The following is a 13881-nucleotide window of genomic DNA, read 5'->3' on the forward strand; positions in this document are numbered from 1 at the left end:
GCATCAGTTATTTTTCGGGGGGATTACCCAGGCATTATTGTAAATTGCAAGGATAAGTTTCCAATCTAGATCCCTGTCCTGTTCATCCAGTAAATTGACTAGTACCTGAGCATGGGCTTCAGGATAATCTAGCGCTCTTGGAAGTAAAAGAAAGTTATAGTATTTAGCTTTCATGTCTGCAAGGCGTAAGTTCATGAATTCATTGGCATGAATGGTTTCACAATCTCCTAAAGTTGAATATATCTTTTTATTGAATAAAGGAGATGGGAATAAATTGATAATGGCTTGTAGCTTAGGGTTTGAACACTCTTTATGCTGGGGTTTTGCAGTTGTAGTTATCCCTTTCTCCTTGGGCTTTTTATTGGATGATTCCGCTCGGCTGGTTGCCTCGGTTTTTTTAGCTTGTATGCGGCTTTTATCAATTCTTATCTTTTCCGTTTCAAAAAAACTGTTCATCTCTTGGCTGTAGTTTTTTAATGTTCTAACTTGAGCTATACCCTTGTTTCTCTTACCTTCTTTAAGCGCGGTGTAGGTGACTTTATGTAACTCATCGTTTGGTACAAACAGTAGACAAAAAAGGTCGTAAATCTGCTCGATGTGAATGTAAATGGCTATATCGTTTGTTTTTTTTGCATCCGTGGCTAAATGTTGGATTAATTCTGCCAACATGGCTGCATCAGGCGGTAGTTTTTTACCGGCCATTTCCATTAAAACCGTTGCCTTTGAAACCGAATCCAATGCCTCTGTTAAAAACTTGTTTTTATAAGATTTAAATAATTCCGAATCATAATCCCCTTTGCCTAGATCAAACGTCTGCCATGCAGAATACAATTTTTTTATCAGTTCATTAAGCATAACTCACCCAAAATGTTTAAGATATGATCATCATATCGTGTTGTTGCACATAATGCTTTTGTTTTTTTAATGTAACCATGGCATAAACCGGTGTATCGCGTGATGGGTATATCAAAATAAAGCACCCGGAAAAGAAGGGGAAACCAGAATGTTATAATCTTCTCAGAACAGAGCGAATGAATAACAAGCGCAGGTCGGGCCTGACCTGCACTTGCGAGGGAATGCCGCGGCTTGCCTTATTTGAATGTAAGTTTTGCGGTTATTTCTTCATCACGAACAGATAAGGTCGAGTTTTCTGCCATTCGGAACAGGGTATTTGGATTTTTTACGGTGACTGTCGTTTGATGTGGTTTACTCTCAAGAGCGTCCCATTCAGTGTACTGGGTTCTTTTCTTGATATGAGTATTAGCATCAGCATTGGTCTTAAACAATGTAACCTTATGTGTAAACGATTTTTGTATTTCACTTGCACTGGGTTCCTTGGGTTTACCATAGATATCAGAAATTCCATATTTCCTATGCATGACATTTTCGCCAACAGCAATTAAATCCTGCGGGTCTAGGCTAATCAGGCCAAATTTTTTGGCTGTTTCGAGATGACTTAAAAATTGATGAACCTTTTCCAAATGTTCTTTTGAAAGGCCTCTAACCTTGAGCAGGGATTTTGAGTCCAAATGACTGAATATTATTTTTAACAGCTCAGGAGGTAACAGTGATAAATAGCCGTTGTTTTCAACTTTTGCAATGCTGTTGTTCTTGCTGAATAGCGCCATTACTAACTCTTTTAGCTTCATTTTTGCCTCATGGTTGGTTTTCTGATTGATAGTGTAATGACTATAGATTAAGAAAAAATTAAGTGATTGATTTAATGGCACGACGTATTACAGGGCTAAGGGCACACAAATGATTGTCTGCAAATACTCTATTTTGTATTTATATTGTTCTTGTGAACAAATAATACCCGCTCTTACTGCAACAACCGTAATCAATGAACACTTTTTCTCAATAACACAGTCTTTTTTATAGTTATGATTTTATCGTCTTGTTGTATACTTTCAGGGCTTTCTTAGCCTGTTTTTGCTGAGCAAGGTTCACTTTGATTTATGACGTTTTTGAAAATTTCATAAACACGGTGATAGAGTGTTTGACCGAACCCAAGAGATTTCAGGAAAGCCATGTTTTTCGATTCAACCAAGAAGTTGCCTAAAGGACTATTTAAGGCCTGTGTTATTCCAAGGCCTATTGCCTGGATAAGCACCGTCAGCAAGTCCGGAGTAGATAACCTGGCGCCGTTTAGCTATTTTAATATTGTTGCCGATGAACCACCGATGGTCATGTTTTCCACCACTGAGGCGCATGTGGAAAAGGGTGAAAAAGATACGCTGCGTAATGTAGAAGAAACGGGAGAATTTGTTGTAAACATCACTTCTTATGCATTAAAAGAAAAAATGAATAGGACCTCGATGAATTTTCCACGCCATACCAGTGAATTTTCTATGGTGGGTATTGAACAGAGTCCCGCCAAAATAGTCCAAGCCAAGCTAGTTAAAGCCGCACCGGTTAGTTTGGAATGTCGGTATCACTTATCCGTGCAATTGCCTACCTCCAATCCAGAACAATTAATTAACCGTATGGTCATTGGGCAAGTGGTTGGCATCCATGTCTGTGAATCCGTTTTGGATGAGGAACAACGAATTGATCCGGCTCGATTTAAGCCCTTGGCTCGCCTGGGTTATCATAGTTATACCGCTATACACGATCGTTTTGATATGCCAAGGCCTGAGTTGCCCCCAATTTTAGAAACCATGGGTTTAAATGATTAATATGTACCCTAAATTTTTTCATCGATAAAGCACCGGCTAACCACTATTGATTATGACTTCTCATCGTTATCGCGACCCCAATCAATATAGTCAAAATAATGCATTGCAGTATACATTTGCAATGCAGTTATTTGACAGATTATGTCTTGATTCAAAATCCAGCGTGTTGGATTTAGGTTGTGGTGACGGTTTAATAACCAATAAAATTGCTTCAATAGTAAAAGAAGGCTTTGTCATTGGGACGGATATTTCGAGACCAATGATTGAATTTGCAGCACGCCAATACAGTGCAAAAAACAATCTGCGCTTTCTGACAATGGATGCCGCAGACAACCTTTTTAGAGATCAATTTGATATCATAACCTCATTTAATTGTTTGCATTGGATAAAGGAGCAGCAAAAAGTTTTGCATGGGATAGCACAAGCGGCTGTACCTGGAGCAAGCATAGGGCTTCTCTTGTCGCACAGAAAATCAATATACCATGATACGTTAGAACGCCTTTGTTCAAATCCCAAATGGGCAGTTTATTTTGAAAATTTTTCTAATCCCCGTTGTTTTTTTGCTTTGGAAGAATATGAAAAAATGCTTGTACATGCAGGCTTGACCATTCACCATTTAGTCGAAGAGAAAATAACATATCACTTTAAATCTAAAGACGAATTAAAAGGATTTTTCAATGCTTCAGGTGCGCATATAAACCAAATTCAAGAATGGAGAAAGCAGGAATTTTTAGAGGATTTTGTTTCGAGTTATTTAGCACACGTTGAATGCCGCGATAATTCAATCCCTGTTACATTTTGGTGCTTAAAAATACTGGCCTCAAAACCAGCATGCATTCATGCGCCTATATACTAAGCATTATCTACTATTTTGAATCCGATATAAAACATGGTTCGACAGCCGGTGCGCCATCGGCAAGTTGGGGTGGGCGAAAGAGCCTTCCATATCCTGGGCCATGCCAATTTTTTCCATGACTTTTCGTGAGCGTTGATTGTCTGGTACGGTGAACGCAACGATTTCATGGATTCCCAGTTGCTTAAATCCGTATTCAAGACAGGCCAATGCGCCTTCCGGCGCGTAGCCTTGTCCCCAATATTGCGAGCCTAAACGCCAGCCAATTTCCACGGCGGGTGCAAAATGAGCCGGTTTATCAAAATAATTGAGACCGATAAAGCCTATTAGTTGCCCCATTTTCTTTAATTCGACTGCCCATAACATGTAGTGACGGTTTTTTAATTGTAAATTTTGATAGCGCATAAAATCCTTGATTTGTGCCTGAGACATTGCCCCGGGTAAAAACTCAAGAACCTTATCATCCTGGTTTATTTCAAAGAATGGTTTGCAATCTTTTTTATCCCAGGGTCTTAAGAGCAGACGGGACGTGTTGATCGTGTGCACGTTATGCCTCCTTAGCCTGATGAGCTAACCAATCTTCAATCGTCAGCGCAAAGCGAAAATGATCCTGCCAACTGCCATTGATTTTCAAATAGCGAGGGGAAAACCCTTCTTTAATAAAACCGTTTCTTCTAGCCAGGTGGATGGATGCTGTGTTGGTCGGCTGGATATTGGCTTCAATCCGGTGAAGATCAAGCGTTGTGAATATTTCTTTAAGGACTAATTTTAGTGCCTGACTCATGAATCCTTTCCCTGCATAGTCCAAAGCGGCGTAATAACCTAAATAAGCGCTTTTAAATACGCCGTGCACCATGTTGCTGATGTTAAAAACACCGATAATGTTTTGTTGGCCTTCATCCCAGACAAGGTAGTATTGCTCACTGTCCTGTTGGCTTTTGTGTAAATAAATTTCGAATGCTTCAGCTGTGCAGGGCGCCGTGATAAAAGGAAAATGAAATGCACGACTCTTTGCCATGGTAGAAATAAATGGCGTTTCATCCTGGGCTGAGGGTTCGCGTAGGGTAATCATGGCAATTGGCCGCATTGTTGGCTTTGCTACTATTTTATCATGTTGCTATGTCTCTTATTCAAGGTAAATTTTTTAGTGTTTATGAGTCCTGATGCGGTTTGCTGAAAATAACAAGGAGAATAAATCACTCAATGCTCAGAAAAGATTGATTATAAATCCAGTAAGGATAGCTGTACTCCCTCCTGACCTTGTTCTTGTTTGAGTTTAATCCCTATACCCAATAAGCGAACAGGCAGGTTGTGCCTGGCGAAACCTTCCTGTACCAATTGGCTTAACAGTTCAAAATCAAGCGTATGATTGACCCGTTCTACCGTGGTTTGGTGAAAATCATTGAATTTTAATTTGACGAATACATGATGAATACCGGCCTGTTCGCGTGAGCGTTGTATGCGTGTTTCAAGACGGGTCATTAAATCGGGCAAGGCGGCAAGGCAGGCTTCACTATTGGGTAAATCACTTGGGTAGGTTTCTTCAACGCTGATGGATTTGCGAATGCGCTCAGGATTAACCGGGCGCTCATCGATACCGCGCGCCAATTCGTAAAGCCGAAGACCTGCGCTGCCAAATTTAGCCGTGAGGTATTCAACGGAATATTGTTGCAAATCAGCGCAGGTTTTAATGTTGAGTCCATTGAGCTTTTCTTCCATCTTGGGCCCCACGCCAAATAACTGGCGTACCGGTAAGTCAAGAATAAAGGTGCTCACATCTTCGGGCCGAATCACCATCTGGCCGTTGGGTTTATTCCATTCACTGGCTATTTTGGCAAGGCTTTTATTGGGTGCAATCCCCGCGCTGGCTGTCAGTTGCCTTGATTCGTAAATACGCTGCCGTATTTCTTCGGCAATCCACGTGGCACTGCCCTGACAGCGGGTGGCATGGGTCACATCGAGGTAAGCTTCATCAAGCGACAACGGCTCAATGAGGTCAGTATATTCTGCAAACAAGGCTCTGATGTATTGGCTTTCGCGTTGATAAACCTCCATACGGACAGGACGCAAGACTAATTGACGGCAGCGCTTCAGGGCCTGGGCTGTCGGCATGGCGGAGCGCACCCCGAATTGGCGTGCGGCGTAATTGCATGTGGCTATCACACCGCGGCGCTTAACATCACCCCCTACGGCAATGGGCTTGTCGGCGAGCTCCGGGAAATCACGCATTTCAATGGCGGCATAAAAACAATCCATGTCGATATGAATAATTTTTCGTGTTGGATTCATAGGAACGCCCATTAAATTAATGAATAGCCATCTTTAGCCTGCAACAGCCTTTTCTGTTAGGAAGAAATCGGTGGCTACCATTATCCGATAAAATAACCTGTGGATTAAAGTATATCTCATGGACAAGCCGCGGCAGGTAGTACGCTCTAGTACGTTGGAAATATGTTCACGGTACGCAGGAAGAGGGAGTATGCAGGGAGATGGGGTATGCAGGGAACTGTGCTGGAGCCCGGCATTTCTCTCTTAGGCTGGATAATATCCCAGTGCCTACGTTCCGCGCCTTGTGCAAAATCCAGTGCTGTTGTAAAACGTGGATACAATTGGAATTAAAATATCCGCATGCCGCGCAGGCACTTACCGGCGATGGAACCGGTTAACCAAATCTCTAAATTGCTGACGAAATTCATCGGGATTGATTATTTCTCTGATATCGCGATTACCACCAACTATGTTTTCGAGATTTTGTTTGGAAATTTTGCGGAGGGATTTTTTCTCTTGATGACGATTTTTCATAGCGGACCTCATAAAAGCGGAGACATTTAAATTATAGTCCAATAGTTCTGAAAAGGCTGGGGATAGGAGACTTATTACTCGGATGCGGGTTTTTGTCGTAATTGTTTAATCTGGCTTTGTCTGGATTTGTCTTCAAGCATGCGTTGTTTCGCACGCCGGGAGCGTCGTTTTTTCTGTCGTCTTAACTTCTCTATGGCGTATTGCTCTTTGGATTTTTCGTCGCTGAGCAGGGTTTGCAGTTTTTCACAAAGACGCAATCGTGCAAAGTAGCGATTGTCTTCGCGGTAGCGCGATTCCTGGCATTTTATTTCAAATCCGGTAGGCTCGTGTTTGATATACACAGTCGAAGCGGTCTTATGCAGCTTTTGGCCGCCTTTGCCACTGCCAATGATAAATTTTTCAGTAAGGTGAGTCTCTTCAATCCCCAGTTGAGCCATGCGTGCCTTAAGGCCATCCCATTTGTCTTTGCTAATCATAATAACCGGCTGTTGAAGTTTATTGCTTAGTATATCAAAAGCAGGATTTTATTTTTTATCATGAACTTAATCGGTCTCAGGTTGAATAGTGACGGCGGCTTTCTATAATTTGATCAAATAATGGACTAAGGATGCCATCATGCCCAATAGAATACAACCTGAATATGAAATTGGACCAAACAATGCCGGGAAAATGATTTTACGGGGTTGTTTCATGAATGTATCGCGTGATTGGATGGATAATACCTCCGGCCAGGTGGGATCCTTGCTGGGCAGATACCTGGATAATCGCCAGGGAGAAGCAACAGCGATCACGCTCAATTATTCAGATAGTGTACCGCCCGGACGGGAAGAAGGCCCTTTGAAAGTGGACATTGACTTTATGGCGTCGGTGGTTTTTAGGCTGCGTGCGCTTGAAAAAAGAGGGCAGAATCTGGCCCAGGCCCGCTCTGAGGATATTGCTGATCAGGTTGATGAGCAGGTGATGGTGCTGCAACAGGCAATCGGCGATTACACGGAACAATGCACAGAGCAGGGGGTTGAACCGATGTTTACCGGTGTGCCGGCGGTTATTATCAAAAATGTTTTAGGGCGCACAGCCGTTACCCATGATCACAGCATGAATTGGGAAGTCAGGGGGCAACCGGTTGTCGATATGTTTGCAGGCATGACCATGCATCAGCCGGATTCAGGCTATGAGCCGCCTACCTTAAAGTAATAGCCGCAACGAGCTGATTTTAGTAAATTATACTCTTGTGGCCCCAGGGCAAGGCGTTTACACTTTCGCTTTCAGTAAATTGAAGTGAAATAATGAAAGTTATACTACGTTCATTGCTCTTATTGTCTGCCCTGATGACTTCTGTGTGTTTTTCCTATCCTGTTGGTCATCCATTTCCCCCGTTTCAGATTGCCGGCAACCTGTATTATGTAGGCACTGATGATTTGGCGAGTTATTTAATCGTTACCCCTGAAGGAAACATCCTCGTCAATAGCGACCTTGAAGCCAATGTTCCCATGATTAAAAAGAGTATTGAAGCCTTGGGATTCAAATTCACTGATACTAAAATTTTACTTATCAGCCATGCCCATCTGGATCACGCAGGCGGGAGCAAGCTGATTAAACAACAAACCCATGCCCAATATCTGGTTATGGCAGACGATGTGGCGACTGTGGAGTCAGGGGGGCAAACCGATTTTCACTATGCCAATGACAGCAGCCTGTATTTTCCTGCCACATCGGTGGATAAAGTTCTGCATGATGGCGATGAAGTGAAACTCGGAGGAACTGTCCTGACCGCGCATCGTACGGCTGGTCATACCCAAGGATGCACAACCTGGACGATGACGGTTACGGATCACGGCAAGCCTTATCATGTTGTCATGGTGGGCAGCCTTAACGTCAATCCGGGTTATAAACTGGTTAACAATAAAACTTATCCTGACATTGCCAGGGATTTTGAGCAGGCTATCCGGGTCATGAAAGCATTACCCTGCGATATTTTTTTAGGCGCGCATGCCGGGTATTTTGACCTCGCTAAAAAATATGCTTTGTTAAAGACTAAAAACACAAATCCCTTTATTGATCCCGAAGGATTTAAACAGCACATAGCCAAAAAGGAGCATGAATTTTATGCTGAGCTAAAAAATCAACAAGCAGGCTAAAAAATAAATCATCCCTGCCAGGGCATTGTGTCTTGACTTTCAGTGTCTAATACCGTCAGAATGCCCAAAATTATAACAAATGGGGTTGCCTGTATGAGATGTGCAAACTATATGATTGTAGCTGCCAGTGTGCTCTTGAGCAGTTGTGCGGTTTACAAGGCCGCGGAAAACAAAGGGGTATCCCCTAATGACATCAGCCGCTGTGATACGCGTGTGTGCTTTTTGTCCCATGGCATGAAGCCGGTTGAACACAGTCAGCTTAAAAACGGCCAGTATCTGGAAATTTACCGCGCCCAATCCCGAAAAAGTGGGTTAAACTATATTCGTGCGGCTGGCCATGGGGCTTTGGATGTCGCGACACTTGGTATTTGGGAAGTCGCCGGTACGCCGATTGAAAGTGCGATTTCCAACAATCGCGGCTACGTGGTCGCCCGCGTGGTATATCGCAATAAAGAGGCTGACAAAGCCGTCGATGTGCAAATCTACGACGCTTCCGGAAAGCGAGTCAAATAAATTGCGATTGCTGTCTTCTGCACCCGGGTTATATATAACCCGGGACACGGAAACGCAGCAATAGGACAATATCAGGATTAGCAACAACAATTGTTATCCATTAATCAATGTCAAGACTGTATTTTAATTTGTTTTCTGTTATTCTGTTTTGGCAGTTTCTCTTGCCAAAATATTTCCACAGAGCCTGTGGATATCTTTTTTAAACACCTCGTCTTTTTTCATAACCGATTCATCGCAACCATTAGAAATACCAGACTGTGCTTGCCCTTTTTATACAATGAATTGGCCGACTTGAAATGCGATTATCCACAATAACTGTGGATAAGTCTGTGTATACCCTGTAAAACCCTTTGCGCAGAGACGAAATACCTGGGTGTACAGGAGTTACCCAGAGAGTGGTGCTTGGGTGAGTTAAGAATAAATAGAATGACTGACGTATGATTGTTCAAGGTAGACGGCGATTGGAACAAGAATGATCAACGCGGCAATGACGCCGCGGTAGATAGGAATGGCCTCATGCGTGATGGTCATATGTAATGAACGATCCCAGGTTGTCTTTTTATTTTTTGCCAATTCAAAATAGGCGCAAAAGTAAGTAAAGATGAAGATAAATGGAAAACCAATAGCCTGTCCAAAAAACCAGACCCTGATGCTGCACTTAAATGCTGGGATCAACCCGGGTCGCTGATTCTCATCTGTCCGAAGGCGTGTCTTGAGCAGGGATTTACCGGGGGTAGTGCCGATAGTGGACAAGAGCAAGGTTTCAACAAAAATCCAGAAAAAAATAACAATCATTCCAAAAAGTATAGCCGGCATACCCTCCATAAAGAGGGGGGACAGATAAAAAAACAGTGAAGCAAGAACAAAAGCAAATAGTGTTTCATCCACCCAGCGGGCAAACAAGCGAACCCATGGTCTTACAACAGGAACGGGGGGGCTTACGGGCTCAGAGGACTCGACAGGCGGCTCCTCATCGGGGAAAGCCAAATGAATTTGATCCTTTGTGCCAGTATTCATGGGTATCCGCTTATGGTTATTCACCCGTAGGCAGGGCCGCAGACATCGTCACTGTTTGCGAGGGCCTGGTTCGGATGTTGAAATAACAGCGCATGATTGCAATCAATAAGGGAAGCACGCCGAATACAATGAAAATAAGATCCCCTGGTGTGCGCAACCATTCGACAACACGTGCACTGTGTGTGGCGGTATATTCAAGGCTTCGGGCATGCCAATAACCGTGGTGCAGCACATCGAGAAGCTGCATGATGCCGCCCGGGAATAAGCTCATGACCAGCATCAGGACAAGGCCTGTGTTTAGACCGATAAAGGATACTTTGACGTAACGCTCCAGCGATTGCCATTGTGCATCGGTCGACACATGGCGCATGGCAAAGACCAGCAAAGCCAGGGCCAGCATGCCGAAAACACCCATCATTGCGGCATGGCCATGGTTGGGTGTGAGCATGGTGCCGATTTCAAAATAACTGATCACTGGCAGATTAATGAGGAAGCCCAAGATGCCGGCACCGACAAAATTCCAGAAACCGACAGCCATAATAAAATAAAACGTCCATTTATGCGGCACATGCACTCGCTCGCCCGAGGGCAGGCGTTCCATTTCAGTAACCCGAATAAAATCCCAGGCATCCAGGGTCAGTAAGGTCAGTGGAATGACTTCCATGGCGGAAAAAATCGCACTGAATGCCATGTTGGCTTCGCTGTGGCCATTAAAATACCAATGATGGCCGGTGCCTACGAGGCCGCCGCCAAAATAAAGAATGGCATCAAGATAAATCACACGAATCGCCGTGGTGCGCGCAACAACGCCAAGGCCTAACAGGATAAGCGCGACAAGCACGGTCACAAAAAACTCAAAAAACCCTTCAACCCAGAGATGAATAATCCAAAACCGCCAGGTATCGACGATGGAAAAGTGGGTGGTGCTATCAAAAAACATGGCCGGCAGGTAAAAAACCGGTATGGCAAGGGCTGCAAAGAGAAAAAGACGGGATATTTCACGTAATTCAGGATCATGGATCACCGGCATGACATTGCGTATCAGCAAAAAGAGCCAGAAAATCAAACCGATAGCTAAAAGGATTTGCCAGAATCGCCCAAGTTCAAGGTATTCCCATCCCTGCTGGCCAAACCAGAACCAGTAGTCTTGCAGCCATTGGAAAGTTCCTGCCCATTCACCCAGTAAGCTGCCGGCTACCACAACGAAAAGGGCGGCAAACAATAAGTGGGTAAAGAGGGTTTGATGTTTCACTTCACGTCCGCCCAATTCGCGGGATAATAACAGGGCGCCGGCAACATAGGAGGTGGCTATCCAGAAAATGGCGAGTTGCAGATGCCAGGTTCGTACTACGTTGCTTGGGAAAACAGATGATAAGTCCAAACCGTAAAAGTCACCCGGTTCAGCACGGTAATGCGCGGTTAGCCCACCCACTAGGGTTTGTGCTAAAAAGAGCAGCATCACCACTACAAAAAATTTGATGGTCGCCTTTTGGCTCGGCGTGGGATTGCCTATCGCAAATCGCGGCAAGATTTTTTCCCGGCTTCGTTTCCACCCCAGATAATCAAATTTGCCAAAGGCTAAAAGCACTAATGCAGTGCCGCCCAAAAGAGCAATCAGGCTTAGGGCGCTCCAAAGCACAGCCGATCCCCCCAGGAAATTGCCTGCGTCGGGATCATAGGGGAAATTATTGGTGTAGGTCGTGGCTTGCCCCGGGCGGTTGGTGACCGATGCCCAGGCGGTCCAGGCAAAAAAGGCAACCAGATTATTTAACTCCTCACCCGGCGTGATGAAATTGGCCGGTAAACCGCCATTGTCGGCGGTTTTAGTAAAGTAGGCCGCCCACCAGTCAATCTGTTGGGTATAGGATGCGGCTTCGCTGTCGCTTAAGGTTAAAACACCTGTCTTTGGATTGTAACGATTGGTTTTTAAAGCCAGTTGCGAGAGGGAGCGGACGATGGCCTGTTCCCCTGCGTTCAGTTGTTTAAAGGTTTTTTGATAGCGTGAGACGGCGAATGCGTCATGCAGGTTTTGGCTTAGATTATGGAGGTATTGGGCAGAGAAATCGGGACCTAAATAAGCGCCATGCCCCCAGATGCTGCCATTGTCCATTAAGCCATATTTTAGAAAAACGGCCTGCCCGGCCAAGATATTGTCTTTGGTAAAAATCACCTGTCCCTGGGAGTTGACCACGCGATCAGGGATAGGGGGCGCATCGCGGTAGACTTTGGCCGTTAGTGTAACCAGAAGGCTAAAACCAATCGCCATGATAATAAAGACGGCTCTGCGCCACCAGGGGGATACACTGTCGACATCCTTTGCCGATTCGATACCTGACTCCATACTCATTCCTTTGACTGATAGCCTGGCGGATGCCCTGGCGATGATTTTATGAACACGGATACATAAAATAACTGATTCAATTTATCGGAAGTAGCAGAAATCTTCAATACACCAGGGGGTTATTGACCGGTTAAGCTTTGGACACAAAAGGTTGTTTCGGTCGTTTCGTTTGAGCTTTGCGGCCATTGAACCTCAGAGTCCAGGGGATGGGGGGCTTCGTCGATAATATGCTTGTCTTCAATATCTTTTAAGTAGACATCACGGTGAGTCAGTTTTTTTAAATAATAGGGATCAAGGAACGCATAAACAAGCGTTGCAACAGGATATTCCAGTTCGGCCAGTTCATACGCTTCAAGTTTTCTTCTTGCGATTAATTCTTTGAGGAGCGGTTTAATATAACTATGAAATAAAAAAAGTTCCTGTTCGGGCAGATTCAGATTTTTAATGAATCGACCGACAAAAGAGTCCGGCGTTAACCTGAATGAAACGGTATCCTCTAAAAGCGAAACATCGGTATCCAGGACCAGAGTATGGTATGCGGGAATAAAAGGAAGAATAAAAATGTGGTGATTAGTCTTCTTATCCACAGTGACGTCCATTGAGCAGTAATTACTTAATTGTTCAGGAATAGAGGCTGCCGGGTAGATTTTTCCTGCCCAGACATCAACAACGAGGGCTCGACTGCCCCAGGTTTTAAACTGGCCAGGGTCACTCTTGGGATCACGATTTAATACAACCAGGGTATGATCACCATTCTCAATCGAGAAAATTTCAATGCGTATATCCTTCAGGTTCATCTTGTTCAGGAGGTAAACAAAAATGTCGCTTAACTCAGTGCAGTTGGCTCTTTTGGTCGATAAGGGGATTTCGGCATAGGTTTGTAGCACCGCATCACGAACAGACGGTTTGAAATGGGCCGTAATATGACCATAATCGTCGTCTTCCCTTATGTCTTGATGGTAAGTAACGTCTTCGCAAGTGTACAGGTATTCATATTTTGCCCTGTCTGCTTCATTGCGATAGTCTTTTATTTCTCTATGCAATAATTCAACATCCTCGGCGTCTTTGCCAGTCATATCCGGATGAGTAGACGATAAAAAAGCCGTTTGGCGGATTTGATTGACTAACAGGCAAGCGATTTTCAACGGTTGATACAATGGGCTGTCAGACAGGATTTCATACTGATGGCTAATGGTTTTGAAGTCCACTGGTGTACTCAGCGAGGGAAGGGCGGGTTTCATATAAGGCAGCAACAATTGATAAATTTTTTCCTTTTCCCGAGAGTCAAGGCGTAAATCGTCCACCAGATGAATAGGCAAATGCCCTTTTTTATTGGGCGTGTGAAGCATCTTAATGATTTGGTCTTTTTCCAATTTTTGTACATAATCCATGACTTCCTTTGCACAGGAACACAAGTCAATTGTAGTATGCAGCGGGGTATGCTCAGCCGCAAGTGGTAAAAGGCCTGTTGCCTTTGGTGTAAAAAAGGAATACTTGTCTTGCATGATTGGTAAAAAATGAATCATTAAGTCCAAATAT

15 protein-coding genes are annotated in these 13881 nt (G+C 44.1%); 5 read left to right on the forward strand and 10 right to left on the reverse strand.

All coding sequences use genetic code 11. The features are described from left to right. Positions 1-3 precede the first annotated feature (3 nt). Positions 4-855: a hypothetical protein gene (locus Lery_RS13570; RefSeq protein ID WP_058527765.1), complete on the reverse strand. Its 852-nt coding sequence runs from the start codon at positions 853-855 to the stop codon at positions 4-6. 236 nt (positions 856-1091) lie between these two features. After that, entirely contained in the window at positions 1092-1649 is a 558-nt protein-coding gene (locus Lery_RS13575; RefSeq protein ID WP_131751188.1) for an F-box protein, read from the reverse strand. A 381-nt stretch (positions 1650-2030) separates the two neighbouring features. On the opposite strand from Lery_RS13575, the gene Lery_RS13580 reads away from it, so the two are divergent. Continuing rightward, the gene (locus Lery_RS13580; protein WP_058527767.1) at positions 2031-2678 is read left to right on the forward strand and encodes a flavin reductase family protein; all 648 of its coding nucleotides are present in this window, start codon (positions 2031-2033) and stop codon (positions 2676-2678) included. 52 nt (positions 2679-2730) lie between these two features. Further along, positions 2731-3534 (forward strand): class I SAM-dependent methyltransferase, encoded by an 804-nt coding sequence (locus tag Lery_RS13585; protein ID WP_058527768.1) that lies wholly within the window; start codon positions 2731-2733, stop codon positions 3532-3534. 3 nt (positions 3535-3537) lie between these two features. Here Lery_RS13585 and Lery_RS13590 read toward each other — a convergent pair whose 3' ends face one another. The 5 genes from Lery_RS13590 to Lery_RS13610 form a co-directional block, all read right to left on the reverse strand. After that, on the reverse strand, positions 3538-4077 hold the full coding sequence (locus Lery_RS13590) for a GNAT family N-acetyltransferase (RefSeq protein ID WP_058527769.1): 540 nt from the start codon (positions 4075-4077) through the stop codon (positions 3538-3540). Position 4078: 1 nt separating this feature from the next. Beyond that, entirely contained in the window at positions 4079-4618 is a 540-nt protein-coding gene (locus Lery_RS13595; RefSeq protein ID WP_237759231.1) for a GNAT family N-acetyltransferase, read from the reverse strand. 134 nt (positions 4619-4752) lie between these two features. Then, positions 4753-5820: a DNA polymerase IV gene (dinB, locus tag Lery_RS13600; RefSeq protein ID WP_082657214.1), complete on the reverse strand. Its 1068-nt coding sequence runs from the start codon at positions 5818-5820 to the stop codon at positions 4753-4755. 354 nt (positions 5821-6174) lie between these two features. Beyond that, positions 6175-6333, reverse strand: a complete 159-nt coding sequence (locus Lery_RS15745; RefSeq protein WP_156412492.1) for a hypothetical protein — start codon at positions 6331-6333, stop codon at positions 6175-6177. Between the two features lie 74 nt (positions 6334-6407). After that, positions 6408-6809 carry a peptide chain release factor family protein gene (locus Lery_RS13610; RefSeq protein WP_058527772.1) on the reverse strand — a complete coding sequence of 134 codons (402 nt, stop codon included), beginning with the start codon at positions 6807-6809 and terminating at the stop codon, positions 6408-6410. A gap of 139 nt (positions 6810-6948) precedes the next feature. Here Lery_RS13610 and Lery_RS13615 point away from each other — a divergent pair, with 139 nt between their 5' ends. The 3 genes from Lery_RS13615 to Lery_RS13625 all read left to right on the forward strand — a co-directional run bounded on the left by Lery_RS13615 (position 6949) and on the right by Lery_RS13625 (position 8984). Next, positions 6949-7527 carry a hypothetical protein gene (locus Lery_RS13615; protein ID WP_058527773.1) on the forward strand — a complete coding sequence of 193 codons (579 nt, stop codon included), beginning with the start codon at positions 6949-6951 and terminating at the stop codon, positions 7525-7527. 92 nt (positions 7528-7619) lie between these two features. Continuing rightward, positions 7620-8471, forward strand: a complete 852-nt coding sequence (gene bla / locus Lery_RS13620) for a subclass B3 metallo-beta-lactamase (protein WP_058527774.1) — start codon at positions 7620-7622, stop codon at positions 8469-8471. 93 nt (positions 8472-8564) lie between these two features. Then, the gene (locus Lery_RS13625) at positions 8565-8984 is read left to right on the forward strand and encodes a hypothetical protein (protein ID WP_131751187.1); all 420 of its coding nucleotides are present in this window, start codon (positions 8565-8567) and stop codon (positions 8982-8984) included. Positions 8985-9395: 411 nt separating this feature from the next. Here the strand turns inward: Lery_RS13625 and Lery_RS13630 are convergent, their stop codons facing one another. The 3 genes from Lery_RS13630 to Lery_RS13640 all read right to left on the reverse strand — a co-directional run bounded on the left by Lery_RS13630 (position 9396) and on the right by Lery_RS13640 (position 13733). After that, positions 9396-10001, reverse strand: coding sequence for an RDD family protein (locus Lery_RS13630; protein WP_058527776.1), 606 nt, complete (start codon positions 9999-10001; stop codon positions 9396-9398). A gap of 16 nt (positions 10002-10017) precedes the next feature. Further along, positions 10018-12342, reverse strand: coding sequence for a nitric-oxide reductase large subunit (locus Lery_RS13635; RefSeq protein WP_202814041.1), 2325 nt, complete (start codon positions 12340-12342; stop codon positions 10018-10020). A 119-nt stretch (positions 12343-12461) separates the two neighbouring features. Beyond that, complete coding sequence (locus Lery_RS13640) at positions 12462-13733, reverse strand: hypothetical protein (protein WP_058527778.1); 1272 nt, start codon at positions 13731-13733, stop codon at positions 12462-12464. Between the last annotated feature and the right edge of the window lie 148 nt (positions 13734-13881).

The organism is Legionella erythra (assembly GCF_001467615.1).
GTDB classification, from domain to species: Bacteria; Pseudomonadota; Gammaproteobacteria; order Legionellales; family Legionellaceae; genus Legionella_C; species Legionella_C erythra.

What these genes read in the sequence shown, in the direction of transcription:
- Lery_RS15745 (WP_156412492.1), bottom strand. Translation starts at nt 6,333, where the DNA reads ATGAAAAATCGTCATCAAGAGAAAAAATCCCTCCGCAAAATTTCCAAA.
- Lery_RS13640 (WP_058527778.1), bottom strand. Translation starts at nt 13,733, where the DNA reads ATGGATTATGTACAAAAATTGGAAAAAGACCAAATCATTAAGATGCTT.
- Lery_RS13575 (WP_131751188.1), bottom strand. Translation starts at nt 1,649, where the DNA reads ATGAAGCTAAAAGAGTTAGTAATGGCGCTATTCAGCAAGAACAACAGC.
- Lery_RS13630 (WP_058527776.1), bottom strand. Translation starts at nt 10,001, where the DNA reads ATGAATACTGGCACAAAGGATCAAATTCATTTGGCTTTCCCCGATGAG.
- Lery_RS13580 (WP_058527767.1), top strand. Translation starts at nt 2,031, where the DNA reads ATGTTTTTCGATTCAACCAAGAAGTTGCCTAAAGGACTATTTAAGGCC.
- bla (WP_058527774.1), top strand. Translation starts at nt 7,620, where the DNA reads ATGAAAGTTATACTACGTTCATTGCTCTTATTGTCTGCCCTGATGACT.
- Lery_RS13570 (WP_058527765.1), bottom strand. Translation starts at nt 855, where the DNA reads ATGCTTAATGAACTGATAAAAAAATTGTATTCTGCATGGCAGACGTTT.
- Lery_RS13595 (WP_237759231.1), bottom strand. Translation starts at nt 4,618, where the DNA reads ATGCGGCCAATTGCCATGATTACCCTACGCGAACCCTCAGCCCAGGAT.
- dinB (WP_082657214.1), bottom strand. Translation starts at nt 5,820, where the DNA reads ATGAATCCAACACGAAAAATTATTCATATCGACATGGATTGTTTTTAT.
- Lery_RS13635 (WP_202814041.1), bottom strand. Translation starts at nt 12,342, where the DNA reads ATGGAGTCAGGTATCGAATCGGCAAAGGATGTCGACAGTGTATCCCCC.
- Lery_RS13585 (WP_058527768.1), top strand. Translation starts at nt 2,731, where the DNA reads ATGACTTCTCATCGTTATCGCGACCCCAATCAATATAGTCAAAATAAT.
- Lery_RS13615 (WP_058527773.1), top strand. Translation starts at nt 6,949, where the DNA reads ATGCCCAATAGAATACAACCTGAATATGAAATTGGACCAAACAATGCC.
- Lery_RS13625 (WP_131751187.1), top strand. Translation starts at nt 8,565, where the DNA reads ATGAGATGTGCAAACTATATGATTGTAGCTGCCAGTGTGCTCTTGAGC.
- Lery_RS13610 (WP_058527772.1), bottom strand. Translation starts at nt 6,809, where the DNA reads ATGATTAGCAAAGACAAATGGGATGGCCTTAAGGCACGCATGGCTCAA.